The 16180-nt window shown below is 55.4% G+C and carries 12 protein-coding genes; 3 read left to right on the top strand and 9 right to left on the bottom strand.

The window, feature by feature from the left end; all coding sequences use genetic code 11:
• Positions 1 to 321: 321 nt before the first annotated feature.
• Complete coding sequence (locus EL29_RS19585; protein ID WP_013024203.1) at positions 322 to 1731, top strand: MFS transporter; 1410 nt, start codon at positions 322 to 324, stop codon at positions 1729 to 1731.
• Positions 1732 to 1774: 43 nt separating this feature from the next.
• Here the strand turns inward: EL29_RS19585 and EL29_RS19580 are convergent, their stop codons facing one another.
• The 3 genes from EL29_RS19580 to EL29_RS19570 are packed head-to-tail and all read right to left on the bottom strand — an operon-like array spanning position 1775 to position 5609.
• The gene (locus tag EL29_RS19580) at positions 1775 to 3085 is read right to left on the bottom strand and encodes a c-type cytochrome (RefSeq protein ID WP_028715936.1); all 1311 of its coding nucleotides are present in this window, start codon (positions 3083 to 3085) and stop codon (positions 1775 to 1777) included.
• An 11-nt stretch (positions 3086 to 3096) separates the two neighbouring features.
• The gene (locus tag EL29_RS19575; protein WP_028715935.1) at positions 3097 to 4881 is read right to left on the bottom strand and encodes a GMC family oxidoreductase; all 1785 of its coding nucleotides are present in this window, start codon (positions 4879 to 4881) and stop codon (positions 3097 to 3099) included.
• A 2-nt stretch (positions 4882 to 4883) separates the two neighbouring features.
• Positions 4884 to 5609: a gluconate 2-dehydrogenase subunit 3 family protein gene (locus EL29_RS19570; RefSeq protein WP_013024200.1), complete on the bottom strand. Its 726-nt coding sequence runs from the start codon at positions 5607 to 5609 to the stop codon at positions 4884 to 4886.
• A 273-nt stretch (positions 5610 to 5882) separates the two neighbouring features.
• Between EL29_RS19570 and sbmA the strand changes: the two genes are divergently transcribed.
• Positions 5883 to 7130: a peptide antibiotic transporter SbmA gene (gene sbmA, locus EL29_RS19565; protein ID WP_014595081.1), complete on the top strand. Its 1248-nt coding sequence runs from the start codon at positions 5883 to 5885 to the stop codon at positions 7128 to 7130.
• A 541-nt stretch (positions 7131 to 7671) separates the two neighbouring features.
• On the opposite strand, the gene EL29_RS19560 is transcribed toward sbmA, so the two are convergent.
• Together EL29_RS19560 and EL29_RS19555 are read right to left on the bottom strand one after the other, a co-directional pair.
• Positions 7672 to 7881: a YdgH/BhsA/McbA family protein gene (locus EL29_RS19560; protein WP_014606922.1), complete on the bottom strand. Its 210-nt coding sequence runs from the start codon at positions 7879 to 7881 to the stop codon at positions 7672 to 7674.
• A gap of 214 nt (positions 7882 to 8095) precedes the next feature.
• Positions 8096 to 9283 carry an MFS transporter gene (locus tag EL29_RS19555; RefSeq protein WP_013024197.1) on the bottom strand — a complete coding sequence of 396 codons (1188 nt, stop codon included), beginning with the start codon at positions 9281 to 9283 and terminating at the stop codon, positions 8096 to 8098.
• A gap of 104 nt (positions 9284 to 9387) precedes the next feature.
• Between EL29_RS19555 and EL29_RS19550 the strand changes: the two genes are divergently transcribed.
• On the top strand, positions 9388 to 10353 hold the full coding sequence (locus EL29_RS19550) for an AraC family transcriptional regulator (RefSeq protein ID WP_014595080.1): 966 nt from the start codon (positions 9388 to 9390) through the stop codon (positions 10351 to 10353).
• Here EL29_RS19550 and EL29_RS19545 read toward each other — a convergent pair.
• The 4 genes from EL29_RS19545 to gltP all read right to left on the bottom strand — a co-directional run bounded on the left by EL29_RS19545 (position 10350) and on the right by gltP (position 16013).
• Positions 10350 to 11894, bottom strand: a complete 1545-nt coding sequence (locus EL29_RS19545; protein ID WP_028715933.1) for a methyl-accepting chemotaxis protein — start codon at positions 11892 to 11894, stop codon at positions 10350 to 10352. The genes EL29_RS19550 and EL29_RS19545 overlap by 4 nt on opposite strands.
• A gap of 322 nt (positions 11895 to 12216) precedes the next feature.
• Entirely contained in the window at positions 12217 to 13650 is a 1434-nt protein-coding gene (murP, locus tag EL29_RS19540; RefSeq protein ID WP_028715932.1) for a PTS N-acetylmuramic acid transporter subunit IIBC, read from the bottom strand.
• Positions 13650 to 14561 carry an N-acetylmuramic acid 6-phosphate etherase gene (gene murQ / locus EL29_RS19535; RefSeq protein ID WP_028715931.1) on the bottom strand — a complete coding sequence of 304 codons (912 nt, stop codon included), beginning with the start codon at positions 14559 to 14561 and terminating at the stop codon, positions 13650 to 13652. The genes murP and murQ overlap by 1 nt, the downstream gene beginning before the upstream one ends.
• Before the next feature lie 150 nt (positions 14562 to 14711).
• Positions 14712 to 16013, bottom strand: coding sequence for a glutamate/aspartate:proton symporter GltP (gene gltP / locus EL29_RS19530; protein ID WP_014595076.1), 1302 nt, complete (start codon positions 16011 to 16013; stop codon positions 14712 to 14714).
• Positions 16014 to 16180: the final 167 nt, after the last annotated feature.

Genomic DNA, 16180 nt, shown 5'->3' with positions numbered 1-16180 from the left:
GGAAACAGACTCTGTGCGGCGCGGCGTCAGCCTGTGAGTGCCTGGCCTTTACCGGCCCGCCAATCGTGGTGACGGCTGACCGCGCCTTTGTGCCCTGACCGGCTCTTGTGCCTTTACCTCGGCCGCCTGCCGTTCTGCCCTAAAAACCGTCCCAGTCAATACTGCAATATGCGTTGCTAAAAATTCATCACTATTCCTGTCGGCAAGAATCAGGTAATTGATTATTCTGCTGCTTCACGGCTCGCGAATGGGCAACGCTTTCAAAACACATCACGGCCTGTAGCGGGAATGGCAATCATCCTGACATGAGGTTCACCTTACATGACACCAGCCTTCATCACAGGGATAGCACCGACGGCGGCATCGTCGGCCAACACCAGCTTAGCTGAGCGCATTGATGCGCTACCTTCTTCTGTCGGTTTATGGCGCTTTATCTCGCTGCTGGCGCTGGGCGGGTTCTTTGAGCTTTACGATCTGTTTGAAACCGGGTATATCAGCACTGGCTTGCTGGCGGCCGGTATCTTTCACGCGGGCAGTGCCGGGATACTGGGCATTACCGATCAGGCTGCGTTTGCTTCCGCTACCTTCCTGGGGCTGTTTGTTGGCGCCAGCCTGCTCACGCCCCTTGCCGACCGCTTTGGTCGTCGACTGACCTTTATCTGTGCCCTGGCCTGGTACGGCGTATTTTCACTGCTCATGGCTTTTCAGCACAGCGCGGAGATGGTGATCCTGTGCCGCTTTCTGGTGGGGATTGGGCTGGGCGTAGAATTGGTCACCATTGATACTTATTTGAGTGAATGGGTGCCCACTCACCTGCGTAACCGGGCTTTTGCCTTTTCATTTTTTATCCAGTTCCTGTCGGTGCCTGCCGTCGCGCTCATGTCGTGGTGGCTGATGCCGCAAAATATCCTTGGGCTGGAAGGCTGGCGCTGGGTGGTGATTGCCGGTGCGGTCTGTTCACTGGTGATCTGGTTTGTGCGCAAAAACCTGCCAGAGTCCGCTCGCTGGCTGGTGCAGCAGGGGCGCGTCGATGAGGCCCATCAGGTGATGGCGAAAATGGAAAAACGGTGCGGCATCGCCCCGGGCCTGCCGTTGACGAAGCCGTCCGTCTCAGACAAGAAACCGGAGAAGAGCCGCTTTCGGGAGATCTGGTCAGCCCGCTATCGCAAGCGCACGCTTATGTTGGTGGTCATGAACTTCTTTCAGGCGATTGGTTTTTATGGTTTTGGTAACTGGCTGCCGGCATTGCTGTCCGGTCAGGGAACGTCGATCACCCACAGCCTGCTGTATGCGTTTTTTATCACGCTTGCCTACCCGATTGGATCGCTGATTTGTGGCAGTTTTACCAGCCAGCTCGAAAACAAATGGCAAATCGTTCTCTCTTCGCTCATGACGGTGGTATTCGGTACGCTGTTTGCCCTGCAAACCAACCCGGTACTGCTGATTATTTGCGGTTTCCTGATCACCTTCTCGAATGCCTGGCTGACCTGCAGCTATCATGCCTATCAGACCGAGATTTTCCCCACGCACATCCGCGCACGGGCAGTGGGTTTCTGCTACTCGTTCAGCCGGTTATCAACCGCATTCAGCAGTCTTTTGATCGGTGTGATTTTACAGTACGCCGGCACGCATGGCGTTATCGCGTTTATCGTGCTGAGTATGCTGATGGTGATGCTGTCGGTGGGCGTTTTCGGGCCTAAGACGCGCGGTATCAGGCTGGAACACATCTGAACATTTAGCCTTCCCCCTGCGGGGAAGGCTGAAACACTGAGGTTTACTTCCCTTCTAACACCTTAATATCTGCATTGCCCTGACGATCTTTGAACTCTTCACGCAGGGCAGCCACCTGCTTCGCCGTCACGTTATCCGCCGCATTGTTGCCCCAGCTGCGACGAATAAAGTTCACCACGTCCGCGACCTGCTGATCGTTCAGACGCCAGCCAAATGCCGGCATAGTGATGGTTGAAGGCGCGCCTTTTACTCCACGCAGTTCGCCACCAACCAGCACGATGTGAATCAGCGAGGTCGGATCGTCTGCCATCACCACAGGATTGCCCCGCAGCGCAGGATAGAAGCGTTTATAGCCGCTGCCATCGGTTTTATGGCAGGCTGCGCAGCTGTCCACATAGGTCGCGGCGCCCGTCTGACTGTCGTCGCCCTTCCATAAGGCTTTGGCCGTCGCGTCATCCACGCTAAACGCCACCTGATGCGGATCTTTGGCACCCAGCGACTTCAGATAGCGGGCGATGGCCGTGATGTCTTCATCCGTCAGGTGCTGCAGGCTGTGGTCGACAACGTCCACCATGCCGCCAAATGCCGCCGTGTGGTCGTTACGCCCATAGCGCAGGAACTGGCGCAGGTCATCTTCACTCCAGCGGCCCAGGCCATCGCGGTTATCTCCGCGCAGATTGCTTGCGGTCCAGCCGTCAACCGGCGCACTGCTGCCCGCCAGATAATCCGTTCCCCCGGCATTGGTTAACGCCTTTTCCTGCAGGGTAAAACTACGCGGCGTATGGCAGGCACCGCAGTGGCCCAGACCTTCTACCAGGTAACGGCCGCGCGCCAGCGTCGCATCCTCCTGCTCTGCAGGCTGGAACGCCTTTACATCCGGTGCAAACAGGTTGCGCCAGATCGCCAGCGGCCAGCGCATTGACAGGGGCCAGGGAATATCACTCTCTTTGTTGGCCTGACTGACCGGGGCAACTCCGTGCATGAAGTAGGCATACAGCGCCTGCATGTCTTCATCGCTGACCACGGCATAAGACGGATAAGGCATAGCGGGATAGAGCGTATCGCCGTTTTTCGCGATACCGTGCCGCACGGCTTTCTGAAAGTCGTCGTAGCTGTAGTCACCAATACCGGTCGATTTATCCGGCGTGATATTGGTGGAGTAGATCGTGCCAATCGGCGTGGCCATCGGCAATCCCCCTGCAAAGGGCTTGCCGCCTTCACTACTGTGGCAGGCTACACAGTCGCCCGCGCGCGCCAGATATTCACCGCGTTTGACCCGATCCGCCGTGCTGTCATCCGCCAGGGCGCCGAAGGCGAGGCTGCCCAACACCAGGGCTAAAATACCGTTTTTCATCACCATCTTCCTTATGCCTGCACCAGGGGACCCGGGTTCTTCAGGTACTGTTCCCGAATCGCTTTCGCCGACCAGTAGGTCAGTGCGGCGACCATGCCGGTGGGGTTATATCCCAGCCCCTGCGGAAACGCTGAAGCGCCGGGAACGAAGACATTCGGCACATCCCAGCTTTGCAGATAACGGTTCACCGCACTGGTATTGGGATCTTCACCCATAATCGCGCCGCCGCTGATGTGGGTTGTCTGATACACGGTCGTGTCAAAATGCGTACCAGGCTTCTTCGCCCCGCCAATGATCATTTTAGGATTCATGGCTTCGGCGATTTTATGCATTTTCCCCACCATGAACTGCGCCATTTTGATGTCGTTGTCCTGCCAGTCGAACGTCATGCGCAGCAACGGCTGGCCGTAGGCATCTTTGTAGTTCGGGTCCAGGTCCAGATAGTTAGCGCGGTAAGACTGGTGCGCACCGTGAGCATCCATGGAAAGGTGGTGCGTGTAGGTGTCCGCCACGGCGGCTTTCCACTGACTGCCCCAGTTTGGCGTGCCGGTCGGCGTGGGGAGCCCCGAGATCGGTTTGGTGCCCGCCTGGTTCACCCAGAACGGCGACCCGCCAACAAAGCCGTGCGGACCATGATCGAAATTGTCGGCATTGAAATCATCCACGGCGACGCCTTCACCGCCAGCACCGATGAAGGGATTGGTGGTGGTGTTTTTATCGAACAGCGCTTTCAACGTCGACAGGTTTTGATAGGCGAAGTTGCGCCCTACCGTACCTTCGTTGGTGATCGGGTTGTAAGGTTTACCAATGCCGGACAACAGCATCAAATGGACGTTATGGAACTGAAAGGCAGACAGAATGACCAGATCCGCCGGTTGCACCTGCTCACGGCCCTGCGCATCGACATAGGTGACACCGGTCGCACGCTGCTTATCACCCGTGAGGTTGACGCGCAGCACGTAAGAATTGTTACGCAGCTCAAACTTTGGCTCCTGACGCAGCGCAGGCAAAATATTCACATTCGGCGATGCCTTGGAATACATATAACAGGCGTAGCCGCTGCAGTAGCCGCAGAAGTTGCACGGCCCCATCTGGGCGCCGTAAGTATTGGTATAGGGACCAGAGGTGTTCGCCGACGGCAGATCGTAAGGGTGATAACCTACGGACTCGGCGGCCTGGGCAAACAGCTGAGCCGACCAGGTACGCTTTTGCGCGGGCAGTGGAAAGTTGTCAGAGCGATCGGGCGCAAAGGGGTTACCGCCTTTGTCTTTGCCGACGACCTTGCCCTGAATACTCCAGGCACTACCGGAGGTGCCAAACACCTTTTCAGCTTTATCAAAAAACGGCTCCAGCTCCTGGTAGTCCACGCCAAAGTCCTGAATGGTCATGCCTTCAGGAATAAAGTTTTTGCCGTAGCGCGCCTCATAGTGGCTACGCAGCTTCAGCTCTACGGGATCAACCCGGAAATGGACACCCGACCAGTGCAGCCCGGCGCCGCCGGTACCGGTACCGGGCAGGAAGGCCGCCAGTTGGCGGTAAGGCACGGCCGTTTGTGAGGCGTCGTGCCGAATGGTGACGGTGCTCTTAGACAGGTCCTGAAACAGCTTTTTGCGAACGTTGTAGGTCAGCTCATCAATCGACTGCGGGTAAGAACCATCCGGATAGGTATCACGATGTGGACCGCGCTCCAGCGCCAGCACGTTCAGACCTGCTTCGGTCAGCTCTTTGGCCATAATGGCGCCCGCCCAGCCAAAGCCGACAATCACGGCATCCACTTTCTTTAATTCATTTGCCATGCTCAGCTTCTCTCTCCACGAATCGACACTGACGGGAACGGATAGCGTTCACCGCGCTCTACCCAGTCCATAAAGTCGGCGCGTGCGCCAGGGAAGTTGATGAGCTTCCAGCCCACCATGCCCTGATTGCCGCCGTGGATGGGATCGCTAAAGAAGCCTTCGCGGGTGTTCTGCAGTAAGTATGAGAAAAACACGTTGGCGGGCAGCTGACGGAAACCGGCTTTGCCGCTCTCCATGTCCTGTAATAATGCGTCCTGCTGCCCGGCGTCGAGTTGGGCAAACACCTTACCGTGCTGCTGCTGACTGTAATGATCGGCATCAGCCAGACCGAGACGGTAGATCTGTTGCGGCACCAGCGGCAGCTGATAGCCCATTTCTTTAGGGACGTCGGGATTGAAAGGCCCCTGCATATACCAGTTCGCTCCGGTGGCGTAAGGCGTATTCATCTGACGATCGATAAACTCAGGCACGCCTGCTTCCAGCGCGCCGGGGCCGCGTTCATCAGCAGGAATCAGGCGCGCAACGGCCGCCTTGATAAAGGCAAATTCCTCGGCGGTAAACCAGGTAGGCTGATAATCTCGGGCAGACTGGGGTGCGGCGGGCGCTGCCGCCTGAACGGGCGCAGAAAATGCACCAAGTGCGCTACTGCCTACCGCCACTGCGGGCGCCAGGGTGATGGTCTTCAGCAAAAAATCCCTGCGTGAATGACCCTTTTTCTGGTCTGACATGACATTGCCTCATCACCGCATCAACTGCGGTACGAAAAAGAGAAGTGAGTGCGTTGTAGTGGTTTTTATCTGCGGATTTCGGGTACAACGAACTGTTACCGGTAACAGTGAATATAAGTGTAACACCATTGCCAATAAACATTTAGTTTAAGGAAACAAAAAAGCACAATTTCATTAACATATATTTTGTCGATGTCATGTTCAGAAACAACAGGCTACAGACAGATAGCCGTTTAAACGTTATAAAAGCGATTACACAACAGCGGAGTACCTATGTTTAAGTCTTTCTTCCCGCGACCGGGACTGTTTTTCAGCTCGGCCGCCCTTTGGAGTTTACTGGCGATTTTTGGCTGGTTTGGCTTTGCCAGCGATTTACCGGCCCATTTTTGGCCTGCTTTTCAGGCCGCCATCAAGCAGCCCTTGCCCACGACGGTAATGCGGTTTATTGCGCCGGGTGAGTTGTGGTTTTATGCCTATTACTGGCTGATGGTGGCAATTTTCGCGATAGCCTGGCGACTAACTGACAACCATCCGTGGCAACGCTGGTCGGTATGGGGTTCGGCACTGATTATTTTTGTCACCTGGTTTGGTGTGCAGGTTGGCGTTGCCGTAAACGCCTGGTATGGCCCTTTTTATGATTTGATCCAAAAAGCGCTGACGAAAGCCGGCTCGGTTCAAATCAACGAATTTTATGCTCAGGTGATGGCCTTTTTGGGCATTGCCTTAATTGCGGTCGTTATTGGCGTGATGAATGCTTTTTTCATCAGCCATTGGGTATTCCGCTGGCGTACCGCAATGAACAATTATTATATGCACCACTGGCAGCGCTTACGCCACGTTGAAGGCGCGGCTCAGCGTGTGCAGGAAGATACCATGCGTTTTGCCACAACGCTGGAAAGCTGGGGCGTGAACTTTATCCAGGCCATTATGACCCTGGTGGCGTTTCTGCCGGTGTTGATCGCCCTGTCACATCATGTCGAAAACATTCCGATTCTGGGGAATCTCCCTTACGCGCTGGTGATTGCTGCGGTTCTCTGGTCGCTGTTCGGTACCGGTCTGCTGGCGCTGGTCGGGATTAAGCTCCCCGGTCTCGAATTTCGTAATCAACGGGTTGAAGCTGCTTATCGTAAAGAGCTGGTTTACGGCGAAGACAACGCCGACCGTGCCACACCACCCACGGTAAAAGTGCTGTTCAACAACGTGCGGGTTAACTATTTCCGTCTGTATTTTCACTATCTCTACTTCAACATCAGCCGCATTCTTTATCTTCAGGTCGATAACGTCTTTGGACTGTTTCTGTTGTTCCCGTCCATTGTCGCCGGAACGATAACGCTGGGTTTGCTTAACCAGATAACCAACGTTTTCGATCAGGTCCGCAGCTCGTTCCAGTACCTGATCACCTCATGGTCGACGCTGGTTGAGCTGATGTCTATCTATAAACGTCTGCGCAGCTTTGAGCAGATTCTGGATGACGTGCCGCACGGTGAGATGATGCGTGACGCCTCTGAAGACGTGTCATAACCAGGCTCTTCGCCTGCGGCAGCCTCATGCCGCAGGCAAATTATCGCGAATCCAGAGTCATGAGTCGGTGCCTGCCAGGATTGTTGGCCGCGCTTCACGCAATCCAGACTGACAAGCAGAACCTGGCGACTTGCTGAGCGCAGCAGACCGGTAAACCGGTTACTGATGCGGTTTACGTCTTCCCCTTCTGCCCAGGCTCTGCTTCCCTTAGCCCGTGATGGACTTTGCCATCGGCTGTCGTCCGACCAGGCTTACGTGGTCTTACCGTCTTGCTGCATCAGGGATCGTCCGAGGCCAGCCTGTCTTGCACCTGGCTATTAATGGCAGCAAATCGTCTTTCGCGTGAAATCGCGGCCGCAGCGGAGAAGCCTGCACGTTATCGCGCCCAAAAATCAGGCAAGCGTCTGCACAGCTGACAGGCTTAGTGGCGAATAACAAAGGAGTCTGATGGGGAACCTGGAAGGGAAAAGATGAAACGGCGGGCATCCACAAACGCCGCCAGGACGCCCTTAGGCGTCCTGTCAGCACACAACTTCAAGCATTATTTCAGCAGTTCAGCGGTCATGTGCACGCCGTTATTGGTGTTAGCTTCGGTGATTTTATAGGAAGCACCAGCTTCTTGCGCCTGCGCAGCAATTTTCGCTTCGGTGCTGTCCAGAGTAGAACCGGTCGCTGTCACAGTTTGCGCGAAGCCTGCAACAGGAAGAACGGCAAGGGCGATAACAGCAGCAAAAGTTTTGATAGTTTTCATGATAATTTCCTCGGTCATTTTCAGTTTATTTAAGGCGTTTTGCCTTGTGTGAAAACATAATAGGCCGAATATTGATCAGAAAAAAGCAGAGGGTTTTGCTTAAGTTGTTCAATAAAACTGAAATTGAAAAGCACGTTTAGCCCTGTTAAAACACAAAAGGTTAAAAAACCAGACCGCAATAAAAAGGCAGCATATATCGCTGCCATGAGTCTCATTAACCGTGATGCCTGACGCGGGAAAAGATCGTTACTGCCGCCACCAGCATCAGCGCGCTACTGGCAAGGAAAACGCCGCCTGCACCGCGTAAGTCAAACATCCAGCCTCCCGCCGCCGCGCCCACCGTAATCGCCAACTGAATGGTTGCCACCAGTAACCCACCGCCCGATTCAGCATCGTCTGGCACCGCACGTGAAATCCACGTAGACCAGCCCGTCGGCATCGAACCAAACGCCAGGCCCCAGATCGCGACACCGCCTGCAACCAGCCAGCCAGTATGGCCAAAACTCACCAGCATCAGGGCCGTCGCGCCCATCAGCAGGGCCATTCCGCTCAGCGTCAGTGATACGCTACGTGTCACCAGATAACCGGCCAGATACGTACCCACAAAGTTAGCGATGCCAAATGCCAGCAGCACCAGAGACAGCTGGCTGAGGTCAAGCCGCGCCACGCTTTCCAGAAACGGTCGCAGATAGGTGAAAAAAGCAAAGTGGGCAGTAAACATCATGATCACCGCCAGCATTCCCCAGCGCATGACATTTATCCGTAACAACGCCAGCACACCGCCGCTGCGCGCGTTGCCTTCGGCAGGCATGGCGGGAAGGGTGAAAAACTGCCAGAGCAGGGAAGTCGCGCCCAGGCCCGCCGTAAACAGGAAGATCGCTCGCCAGCCTACCAGCCCGCCCAGATAACTGCCCAGCGGGGTCGCAATAATGGTCGCCAGTGAGATACCACTAAACACGATGGAGAGTGCGCGAGGGACCTGATCGGCGGGCACCAGCCGCATGGTAATAGCGGTAGACAACGTCCAGAAGCCACCAATGGCCACCCCCAGCAGGACGCGCGCCAGCAAAATGACGGTCAGATTGGCGGCCAGTGCCACCATCAATGCGGAAACGATGAGCAGTAATGAGAAGGCCAGCATCACCACCCGGCGATCGATGCGTCGGACCAGGCTGCCTACCGTCAGACTGGTGAGAAGCGCAATCAGGGCCGTGACGGTCACTGTCTGTCCCGCCAGACCTTCCGAAACGTTCAGGCTGCGCGCTATCGGCGTCAGCAAACTAATAGGTAAAAACTCGGCGGTAATCAGGCTAAATACGCCAAACGACATCGCAAAGACGGCGCCCCACGCTGGCTGAGTGGGTATGGAAACCTCATCAGCCACTTCAGTGTTGAGACTCATGTTGCTTCTCCGGAAAAAAAAGTAGTGCTGAGCATAGAGGGGATGAGCAAGACGATCTATGATGGTTACACCGTCATTTTTGATAATTCGTCTGGATTTCTGTGATGAGCCGTTACGATGAGTTGACCAGTGAGTTGCTAATGGGCATGCGCCTGTATGGCGTTAACTACCAGCGCATTGCCGTCAGCGCCCCTTTTGGCCTGCGCTTTAATGATTCTCCGGGACGGGCCCAGTTTCATTTTGTCGGGCGCGGTACGCTGCTGGTGCGTGGCGCATCCGGCGCGCTTTTCACGCTGAACAGTGGCGATGCCCTGCTGATCCCTCACGGTAAGCCGCACAGCCTGCTCTCCAGTGAGGATGCCGACTGTCAGTGCATTGACGCGATGGCGAGCAAACCGATCTGTGACAGTATCTGTGCCATTACGGCACCGGCTGATGCCTGTGAAGATGACCACAGCGTCCTGTTATTCAGCGCCAGCATGGCATTTGAACTGGGCGGCATGCAGCCGCTGATCAACACGATGCCGGACGTCATGCTGGTCAGTACGCTGCTGTCACACTACCCGGAGATTCGCCCAATGCTGGAGGCGATGGAGCGTGAATCACGTACCCGACACGCGGGTCACGCCGGGATTCTTTCGCGTCTGGCGGATGTGGTTGCGGCCCTGGTGGTGCGTGGCTGGGTAGAAAATGGCTGTGGGCAAAGTAGCGGGCTGGTGCAAGCGATGCGCGATCCGCGCCTGAGTGAGGCCATTGCCGCCATGCACCGTTCTCCGGGCGAGAACTGGACGGTAGAACGTTTAGCGCGCGAAGCCGGTAGCTCACGCTCGGTATTTGCCGAACGCTTTCTTCATGCCACCGGTATGACGCCGCTGCGCTACCTGACCGAATTGCGCATGCGACTGGCGGTTAAACGCATCGCCGACCATGGTGAGGCGCTGGAAACGGTCGCTTTCGATTTGGGCTATGGTTCACTGGCCGCTTTTAGCCGGGCCTTTAAAAGAATAATCGGCCAGTCACCCGGTGCACTGCGTGCCGGCTATACAGGCACGCAGGCGGTCGCGTCTTAGCGAAACACGCTGATCGCTTCAACCAGCCGGTTAGCCTGATGCGTCATGCGCCCTGAGGCTTCTGCGCTTTCCTGAACGCGGGCGGCGTTTTGATGGGTAATATCGTCCAGATCTTCCACCGCCGTGCTCACTTCACTCAACGCGGTGGACTGTTCTGCTGTCGCGGCGCTGATTTGGCCGATCAGTGACGTCACGTTCTGGACCTGCTGCACAATGTCCTGCATGGTATGGCCTGCGGCACCCGCATGCTCGTTACCCGAATTGACCCGGCTGGCGCTGGTTTCAACCAGCGCTTTAATCTCGCTGGCGGCTTTTGCGCTGCGCTGTGCCAGGCTCCGCACCTCACCGGCCACCACAGCGAACCCTTTCCCCTGTTCACCCGCTCTGGCCGCCTCTACCGCCGCGTTCAGCGCCAGGATGTTGGTCTGGAAGGCAATGCTGTCGATAACGCTGGTGATACTGGCAATGCGCTGTGAGCTGTCAGCGATTTCTGCCATCATTCCCATCATCTCCTTCATGACCTCGCCGCCCTTGCTTGCCGCTTCACTGGTGTTAACAGAGAGCGAACTCACTTCCTGTGCGGTCTGCGTATTACTTTTTACCGTTGCAGTCATTTCGTTCATGGTCGCGGCCGTTTGCTGTACGTTGGCCGCCGCCTGCTCGGTGCGACGACTCAGTTCATTATTGCTACGGGCAATCGCATCACTGGCACTCAGCACATTAATGGCCTGGCCACTGACATCATCGACTAACCAGCGGAACATCAGCCCCAGCTGTCCAATGGCGCGTAGCGTCAGTCCTACCTCGTCGATGCGATCCATCTGCTCAACCTGATGGCTGGCACCGGTTGCCACACGCAGCGCCTGTCTGCACATGCGCTCGATGGGACGCGAGATCTGCTGTTCGAGCCACAGGCTGGCCAGCAACAGCAGGCAGGCCATACCGGCCGTAAAGCCCGCCAGCGCCAGTGGCGCAATGCCCAATGCCCAGACGCCCGCAACCGACAGCGGCAAGACAGCCAGTAACGCAGTGCGAATGCGCCAGCGGAGCGGCAACGTTTTTAATATCGATCCAAGACGACGCCAGCCGCTGCGTATAATCAGCCCTTTGTGAAACTGGCGGCCCCTTGCGCGTCCTTCGCGGAAATCGCGATACAGCGCTTCACACTGTTTAACCTCCTGCGCTGAGGGCTTAGTGCGTACGGACATATAGCCCTGGACCTTGCCGTCACGCACCACCGGAATGGCATTCGCCCGCACCCAGTAATGGTCTCCGTTTTTACGCCGGTTTTTAACCAGCGCGGTCCAGGGTTCACCCTGTTTTAAGGTGGCCCACATATCTGCAAAGGCTTCTGGTGGCATATCCGGATGGCGCACCATATTGTGCGGCTGCCCTTTTACCTCATCAGAGGTAAAACCACTGGCCTCAATAAAGGCGTCGTTGGCATAGGTGATATAGCTATTCAGGTCGGTCGTTGACATCAGTGTGGCATGATCGTCATAGACATATTCACGCTGGGAAACAGGTTGGTTATTGCGCATAGGAGTCCTTGCTCGTACCAGTCAGACTTACACCAGAAGTGTTAATGAGTGAGTGTTAAAAGGTAAAGATTACCTTTTTTTATGTTTTCGGCACTTGCGTAATGACTCTTTAGTGCTACGCGCAAATTTGTTGCATTTAAAAAGCCGCTTTAGGGCGGCTTTTGGTATTTATACCGCGATCATTCATTGCGAACGTAGCGGGTTGAGTACGCAGACTGGTAAGCCCGAGACAGTGTTAGGGACGTTTTGATGCAACAGATTCCCCATCCTTATTTTTTTACAGACCTGCTTAACAGGCTTTCTTCGTGTTTTATTTATCAATTCAGCGCAGGTCGACATTGCGGGTGCCGAACCACCACGTCAGTAAAAAGCCGCTAACCCAGGCGACGATCAATCCCCCCAGATAGACAGCCATGCCGGCAAAAATCCCCTGATGCGACGTCATCAGCGGCAGCGTGACCAGTCCAGACGGACCAAATACGGTATTCATGCCTACCGGCAGCCCCAGCCATGCCACTAAGCCAATAAAGAACCCGCCGACCGCACCGCCACAGCAGGCGGTAATAAAAGGTTTGAGGCGCGGCAGCGTTACTCCGTAGATAAGCGGTTCCCCCACGCCCAGTAACCCTGGCACGATAGCGCCTTTTATCTGGGCACGCAGCAGCGCGCCCTTTTCCGCTTTGCACCAGAGCGCCAGCGAGGCACCGACCTGACCGGCACCCGCCATGGCGAGAATCGGAAACAGTGAGTTAAATCCCTGGGTTTCCATCAGGGCAAAATAGACCGGGATAAATCCCTGATGAATGCCAAACATGACGGCGATCAGGAACAGTCCGGCCAGTAGCGCACAGCCAAACGGGTTGTTATTAAGGTGGATAAAGAGCCATGACATGCCCTTAAACAGCTCGCCGCCGACCGGCATAATCAGCAGGTATGTCAGCGCGCCCGTGATCAATAAGGTCAGCAGCGAGGTGAGAATCATATCCAGATTGTCTGGAATGATCGTGCGCAGCTGCCTTTCCAGCCAGCCACCAAACATGGCCGCCAGCAGCACCCCGATGATATTACCGCGCGGATCGATAGCCAGACCAAAAAAGCTGTCCATACCGCTGTAATAGCCGACTTTGGCATCCGGCACGTAGCCCAGAATAAACAGCGAGGCGATGATGGCCCCGTTTACGCCCGTGCCGCCGAAGGCTTTTTGCGCGTTGTAGCCAATCAGAATGCTGAGGAAGGTAAACAGCCCTTTGCCGAACACTTTCATATAGGCCACGCCCTGAATCAGCCAGCCCGGATGACCGCCAGGCGTGCTCAGGTGCAGGCTTTGCTCAATCAGGGTGGCAAACCCCAGCAGTAAACCTGCGGCAATAAAACCCGGAATGAGCGGCGTAAAAATGGTGGCGAAGCGTGCCAGGAACTGCTGCAGCGCGCCAGTCTGCCTGGCTTTTATCTGCTGTTTCTGTTCTGCCGCTACCTGGTGCAATACCGCGGCATCGCCCTGCGCCTGCGCCAAGATGGCCTGCATCCGTTCTGCCGCCGTCTGTGCCTTACCAGGACCGAGCACTATCTGCAACTGATCATCGCTGTCGATGACGCCCAGCACGCCAGGCAGGCGTTTCAGCCGGGCAATATCGGCCTGATTGTGTCTCAGCGTCAGTCGTAAACGCGTCATACAGTTGCCGCATACGACGATATTCGCCGCGCCGCCCGCCGCCTGCACGATATCGTGCAGAAGTGCATCGGTCATTTTTGCCATTAGCGCGCTCCCGAATCCTGTAATGCTTTGCGGATAAAGCCCTGGTGCTTAGCGAGCAGCGCGATCGCCTCATCGGCATTTAATCCTGCCAACACCATGAGGATGGCGGTTTTACAGTGTCCGCCACAGGCTGACAGCGCCGAGCGGGCGCTGGCTTCATCACAGTCAGTGGCCTGCATAACAATGTTAACCTGCCGCTGCACCAGCTTTTGGTTAGTGGCTTCAACATCCACCATCAGGTTGCCGTAAACCTTACCGCTACGAATCATCGCTCCGGTGGTGAGCATATTCAGCACCAGCTTCTGTGCGGTTCCGGCTTTCATGCGTGATGATCCCGTCACCACTTCAGGCCCCACTACTGGCGTCAGGGCGATATCGGCGACCTGAGACATTTTGCTGTGTGGATTACAGGTCAGCGCTATCGTGGAGGCACCGCACTGCCGGGCATAATCCAGCGCGCCCAATACGTAGGGCGTCCGTCCGCTGGCAGCGATGCCGACCAGCACGTCGTGGCGGCTAAAGTGAATAGCCTTCAGATCCTGAGCGCCCTGTTCCACATTGTCTTCTGCGTTTTCTACCGCCTGTAAGATGGCCTGATGGCCCCCGGCAATCAGGCCAATAACCTGGTCGCGTGGTGTTCCGAAAGTTGGTGGGCATTCACTTGCATCAAGAATACCTAAACGGCCGGATGTCCCGGCACCGCAGTAAACCAGACGTCCCCCTGCGCTGAACGCCGCGCAGATCGCCTCCACCGCGCGCGCAATCTCCGGCACGATCGCCTCCACGGCCAGAGCGACTTTTTTGTCTTCCTCGTTGATGACCCGCAGCATCGCCTCTGTGCTCATTTCATCAATATGCTGGCTGGCCGGATTGCGCCCTTCCGTGATCATCTGACTGAGATCGATTTTCACACTCGTCCTCCACAGGAATAATTTATTCTGGATATTTTTAACACAACGAATGAATAATTCATCCTCTGCCCACGTTTTTTTCTGCGGTGATAAAAACGGGGTAAAAAAAAGGCCCAACCACCGTTGAGCCTTTGTCTTGCTAACCCGCTGTTAACTGGCGGTTTGCGTCCGTAACTGTAATTCGTACGCTTTAGCCTGTTCTGTATCGAACTGGTTTTCCCAGCGCGCAATGACCAGCACTGCCAGAGCATTACCCACCACGTTGAGCGCGGTGCGGGCCATATCCATAATGCGGTCCACGCCCGCAATAAACGCCAGCCCTTCCAGCGGAATACCCACGCTGCCGAGCGTTGCCAACAGCACAACAAAGGATACGCCGGGCACGCCCGCAATGCCTTTGGAGGTGACCATCAGCGTCAGCACCAGAATAATTTCGTCCGTCAGCGACAGATCAATGCCATACAGCTGAGCAATAAAGATGGCGGCGATGCTCTGATACAGCGTTGATCCATCCAGGTTAAACGAATAGCCGGTCGGAACGACAAAGCTGGTAATCGCTTTGGGCGCGCCATAGGCTTCCATTTTCTCCATGATGCGCGGCAGCACGGTTTCTGAACTGGACGTTGAGTAAGACAGGATCAGCTCATCTTTTAAAATGCGCATCAGCGTCGTAATGCGTAGCTTGCAGAAACGCGCGACCGCTCCCAGCACCACAAAGGCAAAGAAGAGGATCGCCACATATACCAGCAGCACCAACTTCGCGAGCGGCCACAGCGACGCGAAGCCAAAGTTAGCAATCGTCACGGCGATCAACGCAAACACGCCCACGGGCGCGTAACGCATAATCATATGCGTCACTTTAAACATGGTTTCTGATACGCCACGGAACAGATTGACCAGCGGATCGCGCTGTTCTGACGGTAGAGCGGACAGTCCCAGCCCAAAAAGTACCGAGAAAAAGATAATCGGCAGCATTTCACCCTTCGCCATGGAGGCAAAGATGTTCTGCGGGATCAGCGACAGGATGGTCGCCACCAGACTGTGGGTGCCTTCCTGCACCTGAGCGGTTGTGGCTTCATATTTAGAGATGTCCACCGTTGCCAGCGTAGACATATCAATGCCAGTGCCGGGCTTAAACACGTTGGCCAGGGTAATACCAACAACAATGGCAACGGTGGTAATCACTTCAAAGTACAAAATGGTTTTGAGACCAATGCGTCCCAGCTTTTTCGCATCCCCGACACCCGCAATGCCGACAATCAAGGATGAAATCACGATGGGCACGACAATCATCTTAATCAGATGAATAAAGATATCGCCCGCCGGGCTGAGAATATTATTGACTAACCATTCACGATCTTCTGGCTGATTATGCAACACGGCACCCACGATGATGCCAAGCACAAGTGCGATCAGAATCTGCCAGGCAAGGCTGATTTTAAAACCTTTCATAACGCGTAATTTCCTCAGTCAAAACCCGTTTCTCTCTACTGCGAAGGTGCAGAAGACAATACACACAGGGAAGTGAGCAAAAAGCCCGGTAAATTAGAGGGTGTTTATAGACGGCGTCCCGCATTGAAATGCGATGATTTCCATACCCATTTTCAGACGCGGTCTGA

The organism is Pantoea ananatis LMG 2665 (genome assembly GCF_000710035.2).
GTDB classification, from domain to species: Bacteria; Pseudomonadota; Gammaproteobacteria; order Enterobacterales; family Enterobacteriaceae; genus Pantoea; species Pantoea ananatis.
This window is presented reverse-complemented; position numbering and strand designations above follow the sequence as displayed.

Excerpts from the sequence above, each read along its gene's own strand:
- EL29_RS19585 (WP_013024203.1), top strand. The coding sequence starts at position 322 with ATGACACCAGCCTTCATCACAGGGATAGCACCGACGGCGGCATCGTCG.
- EL29_RS19580 (WP_028715936.1), bottom strand. The coding sequence starts at position 3,085 with ATGAAAAACGGTATTTTAGCCCTGGTGTTGGGCAGCCTCGCCTTCGGC.
- EL29_RS19575 (WP_028715935.1), bottom strand. The coding sequence starts at position 4,881 with ATGGCAAATGAATTAAAGAAAGTGGATGCCGTGATTGTCGGCTTTGGC.
- EL29_RS19570 (WP_013024200.1), bottom strand. The coding sequence starts at position 5,609 with ATGTCAGACCAGAAAAAGGGTCATTCACGCAGGGATTTTTTGCTGAAG.
- sbmA (WP_014595081.1), top strand. The coding sequence starts at position 5,883 with ATGTTTAAGTCTTTCTTCCCGCGACCGGGACTGTTTTTCAGCTCGGCC.
- EL29_RS19560 (WP_014606922.1), bottom strand. The coding sequence starts at position 7,881 with ATGAAAACTATCAAAACTTTTGCTGCTGTTATCGCCCTTGCCGTTCTT.
- EL29_RS19555 (WP_013024197.1), bottom strand. The coding sequence starts at position 9,283 with ATGAGTCTCAACACTGAAGTGGCTGATGAGGTTTCCATACCCACTCAG.
- EL29_RS19550 (WP_014595080.1), top strand. The coding sequence starts at position 9,388 with ATGAGCCGTTACGATGAGTTGACCAGTGAGTTGCTAATGGGCATGCGC.
- EL29_RS19545 (WP_028715933.1), bottom strand. The coding sequence starts at position 11,894 with ATGCGCAATAACCAACCTGTTTCCCAGCGTGAATATGTCTATGACGAT.
- murP (WP_028715932.1), bottom strand. The coding sequence starts at position 13,650 with ATGGCAAAAATGACCGATGCACTTCTGCACGATATCGTGCAGGCGGCG.
- gltP (WP_014595076.1), bottom strand. The coding sequence starts at position 16,013 with ATGAAAGGTTTTAAAATCAGCCTTGCCTGGCAGATTCTGATCGCACTT.